The sequence below is a fragment of the Octadecabacter sp. R77987 genome, assembly GCF_042466115.1.
Lineage (GTDB): Bacteria > Pseudomonadota > Alphaproteobacteria > Rhodobacterales > Rhodobacteraceae > SW4.
Genome location: NZ_JAXHBQ010000002.1, coordinates 21,806 through 35,739, shown reverse-complemented (window position 1 = coordinate 35,739; position 13,934 = coordinate 21,806). Strand labels below are relative to the sequence as shown.

Sequence of the window (13,934 nt, the reverse complement as noted above, 5' to 3'; positions counted from 1 at the left end):
TGGGCGCGGGCCGGAAAGGCCAGAAGCCCGAGAAGAAAAAGGCTAGCCGCTGCTGCCCTTGTCGGCCCCAGCGAGCTTGTGCGCTGTCCGTTGACCTTCTTCGAGCGGCACGTCGGCGTGGGAGAAGCCGATGCCAACAAGAAAGGAAACGACGCCCGTAATGGTCTTGAACTCGCGGACCTTGATATCGTTGTGAGTTGTGCGGGTCCGGGCGGTGACCAAGAGCTTTTCCACACCATCATCACTGACAGCACGCATGATCCAGATGCCATAATAGCTCGGACCCTTCTTGTGCGCAGCCTCCTGGCACAAGATCTCGGCGCGATAGCCGCTTTCCACGAGATCGCGGAATCTAGCCTCAGTGACCACATTTGGTGCTTCAACTTCCCAGTTCATTCTAGCAGTCACACTTCTCTCATCTTGAGACGCATGATCGCGTGTCCATCATGGACAACTCGACCATACGTAAATATACTATCGTAACGCAAGATATATTTTTGCGCGTATCACATGATGTTCCGCTTTGGACTGATCTATCCAAAAGGAACACCACGTCTTTGAGTTTAGAGGATTCTTGCCAAGAGATGAAGCTAATGCAGTTGATCCCTCAGGTTATACTATTGATCGGCACGCTCGCGCACCCTGCCAGCGGTGAAACTTGCCTCACACCGCAACAGCCCTTTGTTCCTAGTGACCCCGTGGCGGTCTTTGAATACGCAGATCTGATCCGTCGAGATTTCGAGGACTACATCCGCGATATTCAAGACTATTTTCGGTGCCTTGAGCTTGAACGCGACCGTGCATTTCGGGAGGCGACAGAGGTTACAGAAGAGTATGAGACGTTTCTAAGACGTGTGGAACGCTAACAGATTACTTGCCGTCGATCAGTTCCAAAGGTTCGCGGGCTTGAGAGATGGGATTCTTCCCTACCACGTTTGGCGCACCCAATACCCTGCAACTAAAGGCGAGAAACTTCCCGTCTTCATTTCGTACTATTGGTCCGAGCGGTACAGGGCTAAAGTTCATCGACTTGGCCATTCGGATAAAGGCCGGCGGGCCGAGGAAAAGACAAGTAGATGCATTCTCAGTTATAAGAAATTCGTTGACCGCGAGGAGAATAGGACGCGCCACCTCTTTGCCCGGTACAGTCACCAGTCGAGTAAGTTCCCAGATCTTGTTGTCTTGCGGGGGTGGCGCCGTGCACAGTGTTGTTGGCATGCCCGGTAATAGCCCCAAACAAGCATCTCTGATCATGTAGGAATACCTTAACTTGCCAGACCCGAGCATCTGATCGGTTCTGATCAGACGGGCACCGCCAAGGACGTCACCACCCTCATGCGCAATAATATATGCAGCGGTGAAGCTGTCATACTGCTCAAACTCGATTTCCTCATAGTCATAGAGGGGCCAACCCATCTTATCGACAAATATCTGTTTTCTGAGCCGGAGAAACGATTGCACCAGATCATAGCGCTTGAAGCCATCCGGTGGCCGGACAAGTGTTAGCTCAAGCATTAGTCTCCCCTCGGAAATTCAAAGTGTTTTGAAGGTTCTTTTGGAGGCCTCGCTAAGCCCAGAAATTGCCGTCCCGAGACATGGGGGTTTGGTAGCCAGAGGCCATGGGTCGTCACTTCTACGGTAACCACACCATGCACAACATAGACATCAAAATGATCAACTAAGGTTTGTACCATGTCTTTCGTAAACTCGGCGTTTGCCAGCACATGTGGTCTATGGGTCATCGGAGAGGCCTCGGATTGTTTGGGCCATCTCCAAACGAGAACTAGTCTAGCGTCAACAACCTTAGATTGATATATGTCCCAAAAGCCATAAGAATCTGAACGAGGCCTTTGTCTTGCTGAATGCACTGATCCCCAATTTTGAACAAGAACTGGATGACCTTCGTGAAATCGGGTCCGCCGGCTTCATTTTGGCCTTCAATATGTCGTTTCGCGGTCCTGAATACATGCATTCCGAGTACCCTGATGAATGGCGGGAAGAATATGAGGACCGTAACTACTTTGCTTTAGACCCTGTCCTAGCTTGGACACTGGTTCATTCGGGTAGCCGTCGATGGTCAGAGGTCAAACTCCCTGACGTTCGCGGGGTCTTGAAAAGAGCCCAAGCATTCGGGCTTATCTATGGCGCTGTATTTTCGAGAAAAAAGAAGCGCAAGAGGTCGTTCTTGACCGTTGCGAGGAGTGACAGAGAGCTTAATGATACTGAGATTTTGTTGCTCAATGATCGATTTGACAGATGGTGTGAGATTGTCACCAACAAGGCATCTTTGACCTCAAGGGAACTTGATGTTTTGAGGTCGCTCCGAGACGGCTTAGGCCAGCGAGAGATCGCTGAAGCATTGTCGATTTCAGAGTCCACTGTGAAACAACGAGCTCAATCAGCGGTCGCAAAACTTGGTGCCAGCAACCGTACGCAAGCTGTAGCCATAGCCATGACCCGAGGTTTTCTAGACGGCTGAATGTCCTTTCGGCTATATCCTTAGGGCAGGTTTCACAATTTTAAGTTGTGGCATGCTCAGTTGAAGGTACTATTGTCAGCGTTCGAATTGAGGTGGCTCGATGGCTGAAGAAAACACAGAGAAGCTAGAGGCTCGCCCTGTTCAGAGGATTGTTTCGCTGAAGGATGGAAAAGTCCTAGGTTACCGGTATCAGTGGAACGATGGGAGTTTTCAGGACCTTTGGTTCGGAGGGCCTACAGATGCCGAATATACTTATGAAGACGGTCGAGTTCGTTTCAAGTAGAACAACTCTATCGACTTTACCGACAATATCAATATGGGTGACCTAAGCCCCAAGCTCCCTCCAGCTTAAGCGGTGCCATTGGGATTAAATCAGTGACCTTAGGCGGCCATTTTGTCCATCGCCTTTCTGTGCAAGAACTCCTTTGGGGTCATGTTCGCTAAGGCTGAGTGCGGCCTGCGCCAGTTGTAATCCTCCTGCCATTCTTCAAGCGCTTCCCTCGCGTCGGCGCGACAGATTGCGCACCGTTGACCGATTAAACTGCAGCACATCACACACCCGTCGCGGGCTCACGCCGTGCGCTTCGCACAGATGAACCACCGCATTCCGCTTTGCCACGGGCGTCATCATTTTTGAACTGATGTCTCGCAGCATGGCGCGCGACCATTGTCCTCGGACCAATGGCGGACAAGGTCACGCTCCCACATCTGTTCGGCCAACAGCTTCTTCAGCTTGCCGTTCTCGTCCTCCAATGCCCGCAATCGCTGTGCGTCAGACGGTATCATCCCGTCATACTTCGACTTGTATTTGTAGAAGGTCGCGGAACTGATCCCGTGCCGCCGACATACATCGCCTGCCTTCTCACCAGCTTCCTGTTCCTTGATCATTGCAATGATCTGTTCGTCCGCGAACGAGCCTTCATTTGTCCGTCTTCTTGTTGGGCGGACTCTACACAAATCTGGAGGAGTTTTAGGGGCGCAGGTCAGCAAAGGAAAGGCCCGCAGTTATCTACCGTCAAACGGCACACAAGATTGTGTAAGTTCATTTTTTTCTTGAAGCTCTAGGAGGTGTAGGTTGTAACTTCGAACAAATGATGTCGATCACTTTGGCAAGACAGTGGAGATAGAAAATGCTTACCAGACGCCATTTCATCACAACTAGCGCTGCCCTCTTTTCAGCCCCCATCACAACTCCGGTTCTAGCCAATTCTTGGCCAACAGCCTCAGAGAAGGCGGCCTGGGACGCGCAGGTGACGCCGGCAGATTTTGATCTCGAGACCTCAAATCCTTGGGAGTTGGCGCCTCGTTTCCTGCCTCAACGCGTCGAAGCGCGCGATAATCTGACACCTGGCGACATCCATGTCGATGCCGTTGCAAGATACCTCTACCATATCGAGGAGGGTGGGACAGCGATGCGCTATGGCGTAGCGATCGCTCGCGGAAATCTTTACGAGCCGGGCACATACACTGTTCGTCGTCTGGTTGAATGGCCGCATTGGACCCCGACTCAGTCGATGATTGAACGTGACCCTGAAAACGCACGATGGGCAGATGGGATGGAGCCGGGGCCGACCAATGCGCTCGGATCACGCGCCATTTACCTTTATGTAGGACAGCGTGACACGTATCTGCGGATTCACGGCACGCCTTACCCAAGGTCAATTGGAGGCCGAGCCAGCTCAGGCTGTGTTCGAATGGTGATGGCGCATATTAATGCGCTCTACCCAAATGTCGAAATGGGCTCGACTGTATACCTGTATTCAGCTTCGGAAAGCGTCATTTCGACGGGTTAGCTTATCGACCTCAAATTCAACAGGTTCGGATGAGAGGGATCGAGTTCTCTGTGACATTCCGCAGAGAGCAATCCAAAGGTTAAGCTTGTTGAGCCTCTTGGCGAATGCAAATAGCGCGACTATCCGCGGTTCTGAGAGGAAGCGGTGTGGTCTCGACGGGACCCTTGTGCATATACCAATAGCAGTTATCCTCTGGGCGCAGGAACGCCGACATAAGATCTTGGTTAGGGCCTGCGATAGCGATGACTTCGTCTGGAATGGGCGGTGTTGGATTCTCATCTTGGGGATCAGACATTTGGACCGTGCAAGCGGCTAGTACCGGGATAAATGTCAGTACCGCAGCGTTTCGAATGGACATTTTGAAACTCCTTGATCGTAATTCCTGTTGTGAGGTTGATATGTCGTGTCGCTAGAAGAACGCAATCAATACTGCCCCCAAACATGGAAACCGCGCGATCGAGTGGTTCTAAGGTGACGAATTCTGTCGAATTCTATGGGCTTACGCGCAAATTGAATGGGCCGTCATTTTTCTCTTGAAGCTCTAGTTACTGTAGAGGTTATCTTCATGGTCTAAATGCGAATCTGAGGATTTTCCATGCCACATGATGCTGCCCACCACAATCACGACCATTCTGTCTCATCATCCGAAACCGGCGCAAGTTGCTGCGGAGGGGAGGCTGTCACGCCAACGCAGGTCAAGGACTCCGATGGGCTGAGTTTTCACGTCAGCGGTTTGGATTGCGCTGAAGAGGTCTCGATCCTTAATCGGGTCGTAGGGCCCGAGGTTGGTGGAATCGAGTACCTCGCTTTTGACGTGATCAATGCGCGGATGACGGTGATCGACGGCGGCAAGTCTATTCCGGCGGAAAAAATCATGAAACTTGTCAGCACAACCGGCATGATCGCGAAACCTTGGAATGCCGAGGATGCCAGTGCGGATCAGGCCGCGCATCTAAAGACCCAAAAACGCTTTACAGCGATGAGTGGCGGGTTCTGGGCGGCAGGATTCATCTATCATATCGTCGAAACAGGGTTCGGTGGCGCGATTGGCTTGTTTTCCGGTCATGGCGAGTCGGCAATGCCAATCGCTGAAATCGGACTGTTTGCGGTCGCAATCCTGTTTGGAGTTTGGCTTGTCGCACCTAAAGCATGGTCATCAGCGCGCAGGCTCTCTCCGGATATGAACCTTTTGATGGTCGTGGCCGTCGCAGGTGCGATCGGCTTGGGCGAATTCTTCGAGGCCGCCACGGTGGCCTTCTTCTTCTCATTGTCGCTGTATCTGGAAAGTTGGAGCGTCGGGCGCGCCCGCAACGCCGTTTCAGCGCTTCTCGATCTCGCGCCACCGACAGCGCGGGTGCTCTATGACGATGGGAGCGAAGCTGACGTTCCCGCTGCAGCCGTTTCTATCGGCGCACATTTCATCGTGCGTGGTGGCGATCGAATTGCGCTCGATGGCGAAGTTGTGAGCGGAGCTGGGGCAGTCGACCAGGCCCCTATCACTGGCGAAAGTGCCTTGGTGCCGAAAGAAGCAGGCGACGATGTCTATGCTGGCACAATTAATGGCGAAGGCACGCTAACTGTGCGCGCAACGAAGTCCGCTTCGGATACCGTTTTGTCCAAAATCATCCGCATGGTGGGTGATGCCCACTCGCGCCGGGCTGAGGTTGAGCAATGGGTAACAAAGTTCGCCCGCATCTACACACCCATCGTGATGATTTTAGCTGTTGTCATCGCGCTGGTGCCACCGTTGCTGGGCGGCGACTGGGGCTTCTGGTTCTATAATGCTCTCGTCCTTTTGGTCATTGCCTGCCCATGTGCTCTGGTAATTTCAACACCAGTCTCGATCGTCGCCGCCCTTGCCGCATCAGCCCGCAATGGTGTTCTGATCAAAGGAGGCGCCTATGTCGAAGCTCCTGGCCGTACGACGGCACTTGCGATGGACAAGACGGGGACGATTACAATGGGAGAGCCGGAAGTCGCAGCGGTTTACCCGATTGGCAATACGTCGGAGCGCGAACTTTTGAAGCGCGCGGCGGCGCTTGAAGCGCGATCTTCCCACCCGCTCGCGCGGGCAATCCTGAGCCGTGCCGAGCAAGATAGCCTTTCCTATGTTCCCGCTGACAATTCCCGCACTGTCCCAGGTCGTGGATTGGAGGGTGAGATGGACGGTCAATCAATCTGGCTGGGGTCTGATCGTTTTGCAGAGGAGAAAGGGTTCGGATCCAACATTCCGTCTGATCTGCGCGACCGGATCGAAGGGGCAGGAAACACGCTCGTCGCGGTCGGGGACAGTACTGGCGTAAGTGGCCTGCTGGAACTGCGTGACCGGATCCGGCCTGATGCAAAAGGCATCGTTGCGCAGTTGCATGCGCAAGGGGTCAAGAAGATCGTGATGTTGACAGGTGACAACGCAGCAACGGCGAGGGCTGTTGCTGCCGAAGTGGGCATAGACGAAGTGCGCGCCGAACTTCTGCCCGAGGACAAGGTTACCGCAATCGAGGAATTGGTGGCGCAGTACGATACCGTCGCAATGATCGGGGACGGCGTGAACGATGCCCCTGCAATGGCGCGCGCGCATTACGGCATCGCTATGGGGGCCGTGGGATCGGATGCGGCAATTGAAACGGCCGACATTGCGCTCATGACCGACGACATCGGGAAGGTGCCTTGGTTGATCGGGCATTCGCGCCGGACCATGTCGATCATCAAACAGAACATCGGTCTGTCCCTTGCCACCAAGGCTGTCTTTGTCGTGGCAACGGCCTTCGGCATGGCCTCAATGTGGGGCGCTATCGCCGCTGATGTCGGGGTTTCGCTCATCGTGGTGGCCAATGCTTTGAGGTTGCTGAAGGCCCGTGACGAGACGCGCGGCCCACGCGGTGGGGAACGGATTGGTGAAGAGATGGCGAAGAGTGCATTGGCACACGGACACTAAAGATTGACCTAGAAGTCCCATGGGGAGGGTAAGCGGCTTGAGGTTATTGGATTGGATTGACCGTGGCATTCGCGGCATTGGCGTCTTCACGGCATGGCTGACAGTTGTTTCGATTGCTGGGTATGGCGCGCTTCAGATGCTGGATCGCAAGCTCCATCTTGGTGTATCGAGTTACTTGCCGGACCTGTCCACGTCACTCTTGTTCATCCTGATCTTCATGACCTTCGGCTATACCTATCTGCGCGACGGTCACGTCCGCGTGGATGTCCTTCGCAGACACTGGTCCGCGCGCCGCATTGCCTGGGTCGAAATCATTGGTGGCCTGTTTGTCCTTCTGCCGCTTGCCGCCATCCTGACCTATTACGGGTGGGACAGTCTGATGCGGACGACGAAATTCGCCGAGACCCAGTTGTGGGCAGAACGCATTGCCGGAGTCATTGGCCCCTTCTTGCTGGCTCTTGCGGGGGTCATCGTTGCCTTGCGCAACATCGCCTTTCTGGCGGGAAAACGTGCGCAAGGCGCACCGGAACAATCGGGCGGCCTCCATAGTGGTGAATGAAGTCCTCACGGTCGCTATGCTTGTTGTGATGGCCATCGGGGTCTTCAGCGGCTTTCCGGTGGCTCTGGTCCTGGCAGGGACAGGCTTCTTGGGATTTGTGGCTGCGGTCTGGGTGGGGATCACTGATTTTCAACATCTGGGGCTGATCTACCTGCGAGCACGCGGTGTACTGACCAATGAATCAGTCCAATTCACCAGCGTGCCAATGCTGATTTTCCTCGGTCTGGTCCTGAATGCCAGTGGGGTTGCCGATACCATGTTTCGCCTGCTGGGGCGTCTTCTGACGGGCGTTTCGGGTCGCTACGCTATTGCGACCCTGCTGATCGGTCTCGTTCTCGCGCCAGCCGCCGGGGTAATCGGCGCATCCGTCATCACCGTGGCACTGGTCGCCTATGCCCCGATGATGGCCTCGGGCTATGCACCGCGAACCGCGGGTGCCGCTGTCGCGGCCTCTGGCGCATTGGGCGTCGTGTTTCCACCTGCAGTGATGTTGTTCTTCATCTCGAACGTGTTCTATCTACGTATTGGGTTGATGTACGTGGCCCTGATCGTGCCTGTTCTTTTGATGGTCCTGGCCTTCGCGATCTACTTTGCCGTCACCTTGCGAAAAACCGTCGAAATCCCCTTGGACGCGCCAAAGACCAATCTTGTGTCAGACTTTTTGTTCGTACTCGCTTCAGTCGCTGTTATCGCATCCATTCCCCTCAGTATTATTCTGGGCTTTGCAACACTCACGGAGGCGGCTGGCGTAGGGGTTTTTGGCGCTCTGTTGGTCGCGCTGGTGCGAAAGCGCTTGTCGTTCTCGTCGCTGAACTCTGTCACTGTGCAGACAAGTACCATGACGTCGATGGTCTTCTTTATTGTGCTGGGCGCATCGGTCTTTTCGCTGAGCTTCCACCTTGTTGGTGGACCTGGCGTCATCTTCAACTGGATATCCGCATTCGATCTCTCCCGATGGGGATTATTGGCGATGCTCCTTGGTGTGGTCATCGTCCTTGGGTTTGTTTTTGACTGGATCGAGGTACTGCTGGTCTTCATACCCGTACTGATGCCGCTCTTCTCGGAACTCGACTTCGCGGATCACGTCGGCTCAGCCTACTTTGCACAAATCTGGATCGCTGGCCTGATAGCACTGGCTTTGCAGACGTCCTTTTTGACGCCTCCCTTCGGCTATGCCCTGTTTTTCGCCAAGATGGCGGCACCGAAGGGTATCAACCTTTCCGATATCTATCGCGGCGCGGTACCGCTTGTTGCCATTGAGATCGTATTGATCGCGACGCTGATTTCGTTCCCGCAGCTTATCACCTGGCTGCCTGAAATGTCCCTTGGGTCGACAGAAGCACCGCAGATTATCCGGTGGTGACGGAAGTTGCTGCGGCTGTGGCAATGATTGATTGGCGACCGACATTGCTATACCAACATGGAAAATCTTCCAAGAAGAGGACTGTGGCAGTGATGATAGGCAAATTTCCAAGACGGTTCTTCCTTCTGAGCGGCATTGCCGCCTTTCTTTCCGGCTGTGCCAGCAAATTTCGCTCTTACACTGGACCAGAGGTCACGCGACTCCGCCTTTATAAATCGGAAAGGATTTTGGTTCTGGATGGTGCTGCGGGTGTGTTGAACACCTATCCAGTTGGACTTGGGTTTGCTCCTGCAGGTCATAAGCAATTCGAGGGCGATGGCCGAACTCCGGAGGGTGCGTATACCATCGACCGGCGCAATCAAGAAAGCCTGTTCCATTTGTCGATCGGCATTTCATACCCGAACGAAGAAGATCGAGCGTTCGCGGCAGCTCAGGGTAAATCGCCTGGCGGTGACATTTTTATTCATGGTGGCCCACGGCGTGGGATCGATCCCATGAACAAGCAGGACTGGACGGCTGGCTGCATTTCGGTCACCGATCGGCAAATCGAAGAGATTTACGCCATGGTTCGCGATGGCACGCCAATCAACATTTATGCCTGACTGCGACGAGACGTCGTTAGTGGTTCCAAAAGAAGAACCGCCACACCACACACAACAAAAACATCGGCAAGGTTGAATGCTGGCCAATACAGGTCGCCGATGTGAAAGCTCAGGAAATCGGTGACCGCTTGAAAGCGGAAACGATCCACAACATTGCCGAGCGCACCTCCGATGATCGCACCGAACGCCACGGCTTCGACGCGATTGTCACTGCGAAAGAGGAGAAAGGCAAGGAAAGCGCATATGATGAGCGCGAGCACCGTAAGGCCCCACCAAGGCACACCCCCAAGCATGCCAAAGCTCACCCCGTCATTCCGAAGAAAAACGAGATCGAAAACAGGTAGGACTTTGATGCCCGTTACCAGTGACGAGGCGTTCTCGACAACGACGAACTTCGTAGCTTGATCTATCAAAAGACCCATGGAGGCGCTGGCGAGGCCAATGAAGAGAGGTTTCATCATGTTGCCGCTCACCCAAGCCAGACATCTAGAAACAGCATAATAACGAGGCCTATCGACAGGCCTAGCGTGGCCTTGTTCTGGTGCCCACTTCTATGTGTTTCTGGAATGATCTCATGGCTGATGACGTAGAGCATGGCACCAGCAGCAAACGCGAGACCCCATGGCAGAAGTGGCTGTGAAAACGTGATAATCCCGGCCCCGATCAGTCCGCCGATTGGCTCAACCATACCTGTGAGCGCGGCAATTCCCCAAGCACGGCCTTTCGAATACCCCTCTCCGAGGAGGGATACTGCTACTGCCAAGCCCTCAGGCGCGTTCTGCAATCCAATCCCGATTGCAAGCGGCATTCCGCCGGAAAGACCGTCCGCCCCGAAGCCGACACCGACCGCGAGGCCCTCAGGGAAATTGTGAATTGTGATGGCAATAATAAACAACCAAACACGGCGCAGCGAAGCGGCCTCCGGCCCTTCACGGCCAGTGCTGAAGTGCTCGTGCGGTAACTTCTCGTTCATGAGCGCCACCGCACCCATTCCGAATAGAATTGCCAAACATACAATTGCAGCCGGAGCGGCAGCATTCTCATATCGGAGCTCCGCAGCATCCAAAGCGGGAATGATCAAGGAAAAGAACGACGCCGCTAGCATCACACCTGCCGCAAATCCAAGCGATAGATCACGCGTTGCACGCGACGGTATCCGTCCAAAGAGCACGGGTATAGCGCCTACGGCTGTCAATGATCCGGCGGCCAAGCTGCCAAAAAAACCGAGCATTATTGGTGAGAGAGGTTCCAAAATTTATTCTTCCTACTTTGTTATTCAGTTGCCGGAGTAGCTGGAGAATATCTCGGATGACCCATCTCTGTTGATTAGAAAAACATCGTAAGCCTCACGCCAGCGGCTCTGATCCATACCGGGTGAGCCAAGAGGCATTTCGGGGACCGCAAGTCCAACTGCATCCGGGCGTTCAGTGAGCAGTCGTCGGATATCTTCCGATGGCACATGGCCTTCGATCACGTATCCATCAACCAATGCAGTGTGGCAAGACGTCATACCTTGAGGAATACCGCTATCCCGTTTAAATTGAAAAAGCAGGCCCGCAAACATGTCTTCACCCGTTGGCGCAAAACCGTTCTCTTCAAGGTGATACATCCAAGCGAGACAACAACCGCAGCCATTCGTTTTTCTGACATCAATAGGGATGCTTTGGGCTATCGCTTGGGCGGCGAGCCCGAGTGAGAAAACCGCTGACAATGTGAATAATCTCATCGTTTATAACCTTTCAGGGTTGCTGTGGGGGTCATCAAGATCAAGAAGTGCGGTAAACTGAGCCCGCAAGCTTTCGAGCCGGGGCAGTATGTCGGCGCGCTTGTCAATCTGTCCTTCCGCTGACGCGAGAAAATCTTCTGTCATTGGGTTTGTCGGGCGGCCGTCAACGCGGACTTCATAGTGCAAATTTGGACCTGTCGCCGTTCCCGTTGAACCAACACGGCCAATGTTGTCGCCAGCACTTAAACGTTGCCCAACAGAAAGCTCATTGGGAACCGAGTCCAGATGCGAATAGAGCGTCATTGTATCCGAACCATGCGCAATTTCGACAACAAGTCCGTAGCCGCCCCGTTGGCCGATATAGGAAATGCGGCCCGGCGCAGTCGCATATACCGGTGTTCCGCGCGGGGCTGCAAAGTCTACACCAGTATGCATGCGAATGTCGCCATAAATGGGATGCCTGCGATTGCCGTAAACCGAACTCAGCCGCGCTCCATTGACTGGTTGAGCGAAAACTCTAAGCAATTCGCCATCGATCATTATGGTGGCATTGCCAGAGTCATCTTCTGGCCAGATAATTTCGTAAATTGACTCATCGACTGTCAGTGTAGCGAAAGACAGGCTCGGCTGGGCTATCATTTCATCCCCAACCATCGTTTCGCGCCACATGAGCTGCAGGCGTTCACCGCCCTTCAGATCGCGACGAAAATCCACTGTACCACCCAGCATTTCTGCCAGGTCCACCGCAAATCGCGCCGGAATCCCTGCTGATGCCAGCGTGGCCGAGATTGAAGTCTGAACGGTCGTATCTGCAGCATGCTCAATTAATTCAGGCTCTGGAGTAATCCTTCGGGTGGTAATCCGATCCAAAAACACCGCCTCAATCTGAACGCCCGCTTCGACAGACAAAACCACGCGTTGAAGGGCACCCAAGGTGGATGTTTCGACCTCAAGGCGATAACCGGGCTTTAGCCTGCGCAGGTCATATTCCGCTTCCAATGCCAAAGCCACTTCCGCTCGGTCGCGGGCAGAAAGACCGGCCTTCGAGAGTAACGCATCAAGCGTCTCACCAGCGGAAATCTCTCCGGACCAAATCAAAGTCGGGGGCGCGATTTGAGGCAACGCTATATTGAGATCTGGTGGAGTCGGTGGATCGTAGTCTCGCAAAACAGGTGCGAGCTCGACTGTCTCAACAAATACAGATGACGGTGATTTGTCGAGGGACCCAAGGATTTGCATCTGCGACGGCTGCCAATCTGCCACTCGCGCAATTGCTTGCGGGGCAGGAGGTTTGTTCCAAATCGTTTGAAAGCCCAACACCAATGCGAGGGCAAAACCCGTTCCGATGGCGAATGCCGCTACAAGACCCAATTTCATGACATATCTTCTCTTTTCTGTTCAAAGGCCTGCCGGATTTTTGGCACCGCGAATTCTCTTGGTTCATGGTAATCGATCGTGCCGGCGAATTGTCCCTCTGCATCGAACAGAAAGACGCTCGCCGTGTGGTTCATTGTGTAATCGTCACCGTCGTCTGTGGGAACTTTTTCGTATCTTGCGCGGAAGCCGTCTGTGGCGCGTCTCGTTTCATCTGGTGTGCCGCTCCAGCCCTGTATCGAAGGATGAAAATAGCTGATATAATCGGACATGACCGCCACGGTGTCGCGTTCCGGATCCACGGTGATGAACACGACATTCATTTCCGCGGCGTCGTCTCCTAGGTCGTCGAGCCAGCCGGAGATATCAGAAAGTGTGGTTGGGCATACGTCTGGACAAAAGGTGAAACCGAAGAACGCCATAGTCGGTTGGCCGAGAAGCGTTGCAGGACCGACGCTCGACCCGTCTTGGTCGACCATCTGAAATTCCATTCGGGCAAGCGGCAAGGGCCGCTGGGCTACCGGCGCAGGAGCACCGGGCCCATCCACTTGCCACCAGCCGATGAACAGCGCCATCGCAAGCATCCCGCTTCCAATAGCACCATAAGTGATGAGGGTTCTTCGATTCATCAGCCCTCTGGTCCACGCGCCGCAATGCCTAAAATGAGCACTTCAACGGCCAGCGTTCCGCCGTCGGCAAAGTTCAATGTAATCGGAAAGGTTTCGCCTTCCACCATCTTAGTCTGCAGCCGCATGAGCATGGCATGCATCCCACCCGGCTCCAGCGACACACTTTCGCCGGGTAGAATCGTGATCTCTCCCGCCGGAGCCATGGAACTCACGCCATTCGCATCGGTCTTGGTTTCATGGATGGACGGCATCATGGAGAGAGTCGTTTCAATACCAACGAGCGTCACCGGTTCAGTGCCAGTGTTTCTAATGGTCATGTAGGCCGCACCGGGACGGTTAATGCCAATTGACGCGCGGGCCCAGGCATCTTCGACTATAATGTCTTCAGAGCCGGCGACAGAAGTCGACGGCAAACCAACCGATAGGCAGAATACGATTGCGATAGTGGAAAGGGGCGATTGCACCAATTTGTTC

16 protein-coding genes and 1 pseudogene are annotated in these 13,934 nt (G+C 54.1%); 7 read left to right on the top strand and 10 right to left on the bottom strand.

Going from position 1 to position 13,934, the window contains the following annotated elements:
* Positions 1 to 42: 42 nt before the first annotated feature.
* Entirely contained in the window at positions 43 to 396 is a 354-nt protein-coding gene (locus SJY21_RS16440; protein WP_377513353.1) for a hypothetical protein, read from the bottom strand.
* Between the two features lie 50 nt (positions 397 to 446).
* Here SJY21_RS16440 and SJY21_RS16435 point away from each other — a divergent pair, with 50 nt between their 5' ends.
* Positions 447 to 866 (top strand): hypothetical protein, encoded by a 420-nt coding sequence (locus SJY21_RS16435; protein WP_377513351.1) that lies wholly within the window; start codon positions 447 to 449, stop codon positions 864 to 866.
* Positions 867 to 870: 4 nt separating this feature from the next.
* Here the strand turns inward: SJY21_RS16435 and SJY21_RS16430 are convergent, their stop codons facing one another.
* On the bottom strand, positions 871 to 1,515 hold the full coding sequence (locus SJY21_RS16430) for an acyl-homoserine-lactone synthase (RefSeq protein WP_377513349.1): 645 nt from the start codon (positions 1,513 to 1,515) through the stop codon (positions 871 to 873).
* 340 nt (positions 1,516 to 1,855) lie between these two features.
* Here SJY21_RS16430 and SJY21_RS16425 point away from each other — a divergent pair, with 340 nt between their 5' ends.
* Positions 1,856 to 2,479, top strand: coding sequence for an autoinducer binding domain-containing protein (locus SJY21_RS16425; RefSeq protein ID WP_377513347.1), 624 nt, complete (start codon positions 1,856 to 1,858; stop codon positions 2,477 to 2,479).
* 381 nt (positions 2,480 to 2,860) lie between these two features.
* On the opposite strand, the gene SJY21_RS16420 is transcribed toward SJY21_RS16425, so the two are convergent.
* Together SJY21_RS16420 and SJY21_RS16415 are read right to left on the bottom strand one after the other, a co-directional pair.
* Entirely contained in the window at positions 2,861 to 3,031 is a 171-nt protein-coding gene (locus tag SJY21_RS16420; protein WP_377513345.1) for an integrase core domain-containing protein, read from the bottom strand.
* A 149-nt stretch (positions 3,032 to 3,180) separates the two neighbouring features.
* Positions 3,181 to 3,367: pseudogene (locus tag SJY21_RS16415) on the bottom strand (transposase); the annotation flags it as partial.
* 242 nt (positions 3,368 to 3,609) lie between these two features.
* Between SJY21_RS16415 and SJY21_RS16410 the strand changes: the two are divergent.
* The 5 genes from SJY21_RS16410 (at position 3,610) to SJY21_RS16390 (ending at position 9,731) form a co-directional block, all read left to right on the top strand.
* Positions 3,610 to 4,272, top strand: coding sequence for a L,D-transpeptidase family protein (locus SJY21_RS16410; protein ID WP_377513343.1), 663 nt, complete (start codon positions 3,610 to 3,612; stop codon positions 4,270 to 4,272).
* Between the two features lie 595 nt (positions 4,273 to 4,867).
* The gene (locus tag SJY21_RS16405) at positions 4,868 to 7,207 is read left to right on the top strand and encodes a heavy metal translocating P-type ATPase (RefSeq protein WP_377513341.1); all 2,340 of its coding nucleotides are present in this window, start codon (positions 4,868 to 4,870) and stop codon (positions 7,205 to 7,207) included.
* Between the two features lie 37 nt (positions 7,208 to 7,244).
* A complete protein-coding gene (locus SJY21_RS16400) occupies positions 7,245 to 7,766 on the top strand; it encodes a TRAP transporter small permease subunit (RefSeq protein ID WP_377513339.1) in 522 nt (173 codons plus the stop codon).
* A complete protein-coding gene (locus tag SJY21_RS16395) occupies positions 7,717 to 9,129 on the top strand; it encodes a TRAP transporter large permease subunit (protein WP_377513337.1) in 1,413 nt (470 codons plus the stop codon). The genes SJY21_RS16400 and SJY21_RS16395 overlap by 50 nt, the downstream gene beginning before the upstream one ends.
* 92 nt (positions 9,130 to 9,221) lie before the next feature.
* Positions 9,222 to 9,731 carry a murein L,D-transpeptidase family protein gene (locus SJY21_RS16390; protein ID WP_377513335.1) on the top strand — a complete coding sequence of 170 codons (510 nt, stop codon included), beginning with the start codon at positions 9,222 to 9,224 and terminating at the stop codon, positions 9,729 to 9,731.
* Here the strand turns inward: SJY21_RS16390 and lspA are convergent.
* The 6 genes from lspA to SJY21_RS16360 are packed head-to-tail and all read right to left on the bottom strand — an operon-like array spanning position 9,722 to position 13,927.
* Positions 9,722 to 10,192 carry a signal peptidase II gene (lspA, locus tag SJY21_RS16385; protein WP_377513333.1) on the bottom strand — a complete coding sequence of 157 codons (471 nt, stop codon included), beginning with the start codon at positions 10,190 to 10,192 and terminating at the stop codon, positions 9,722 to 9,724. The two genes, SJY21_RS16390 and lspA, sit on opposite strands and share 10 nt — an antisense overlap.
* A gap of 8 nt (positions 10,193 to 10,200) precedes the next feature.
* Positions 10,201 to 10,983, bottom strand: a complete 783-nt coding sequence (locus SJY21_RS16380; RefSeq protein ID WP_377513331.1) for a ZIP family metal transporter — start codon at positions 10,981 to 10,983, stop codon at positions 10,201 to 10,203.
* Between the two features lie 24 nt (positions 10,984 to 11,007).
* The gene (locus SJY21_RS16375) at positions 11,008 to 11,457 is read right to left on the bottom strand and encodes a DUF411 domain-containing protein (protein ID WP_377513329.1); all 450 of its coding nucleotides are present in this window, start codon (positions 11,455 to 11,457) and stop codon (positions 11,008 to 11,010) included.
* A gap of 3 nt (positions 11,458 to 11,460) precedes the next feature.
* Positions 11,461 to 12,834: a M23 family metallopeptidase gene (locus SJY21_RS16370; RefSeq protein WP_377513327.1), complete on the bottom strand. Its 1,374-nt coding sequence runs from the start codon at positions 12,832 to 12,834 to the stop codon at positions 11,461 to 11,463.
* Positions 12,831 to 13,460 carry an SCO family protein gene (locus tag SJY21_RS16365; RefSeq protein WP_377513325.1) on the bottom strand — a complete coding sequence of 210 codons (630 nt, stop codon included), beginning with the start codon at positions 13,458 to 13,460 and terminating at the stop codon, positions 12,831 to 12,833. The genes SJY21_RS16370 and SJY21_RS16365 overlap by 4 nt, the downstream gene beginning before the upstream one ends.
* A complete protein-coding gene (locus tag SJY21_RS16360; protein ID WP_377513450.1) occupies positions 13,460 to 13,927 on the bottom strand; it encodes a copper chaperone PCu(A)C in 468 nt (155 codons plus the stop codon). The genes SJY21_RS16365 and SJY21_RS16360 overlap by 1 nt, the downstream gene beginning before the upstream one ends.
* Positions 13,928 to 13,934 lie beyond the last annotated feature (7 nt).

Coding starts and splice junctions, on each gene's coding strand:
- SJY21_RS16390 (WP_377513335.1), top strand. CDS start 9,222: ATGATAGGCAAATTTCCAAGACGGTTCTTCCTTCTGAGCGGCATTGCC.
- SJY21_RS16365 (WP_377513325.1), bottom strand. CDS start 13,460: ATGAATCGAAGAACCCTCATCACTTATGGTGCTATTGGAAGCGGGATG.
- SJY21_RS16410 (WP_377513343.1), top strand. CDS start 3,610: ATGCTTACCAGACGCCATTTCATCACAACTAGCGCTGCCCTCTTTTCA.
- SJY21_RS16420 (WP_377513345.1), bottom strand. CDS start 3,031: ATGTGCTGCAGTTTAATCGGTCAACGGTGCGCAATCTGTCGCGCCGAC.
- SJY21_RS16440 (WP_377513353.1), bottom strand. CDS start 396: ATGAACTGGGAAGTTGAAGCACCAAATGTGGTCACTGAGGCTAGATTC.
- SJY21_RS16370 (WP_377513327.1), bottom strand. CDS start 12,834: ATGAAATTGGGTCTTGTAGCGGCATTCGCCATCGGAACGGGTTTTGCC.
- SJY21_RS16430 (WP_377513349.1), bottom strand. CDS start 1,515: ATGCTTGAGCTAACACTTGTCCGGCCACCGGATGGCTTCAAGCGCTAT.
- SJY21_RS16435 (WP_377513351.1), top strand. CDS start 447: ATGGACAACTCGACCATACGTAAATATACTATCGTAACGCAAGATATA.
- SJY21_RS16405 (WP_377513341.1), top strand. CDS start 4,868: ATGCCACATGATGCTGCCCACCACAATCACGACCATTCTGTCTCATCA.
- lspA (WP_377513333.1), bottom strand. CDS start 10,192: ATGATGAAACCTCTCTTCATTGGCCTCGCCAGCGCCTCCATGGGTCTT.
- SJY21_RS16375 (WP_377513329.1), bottom strand. CDS start 11,457: ATGAGATTATTCACATTGTCAGCGGTTTTCTCACTCGGGCTCGCCGCC.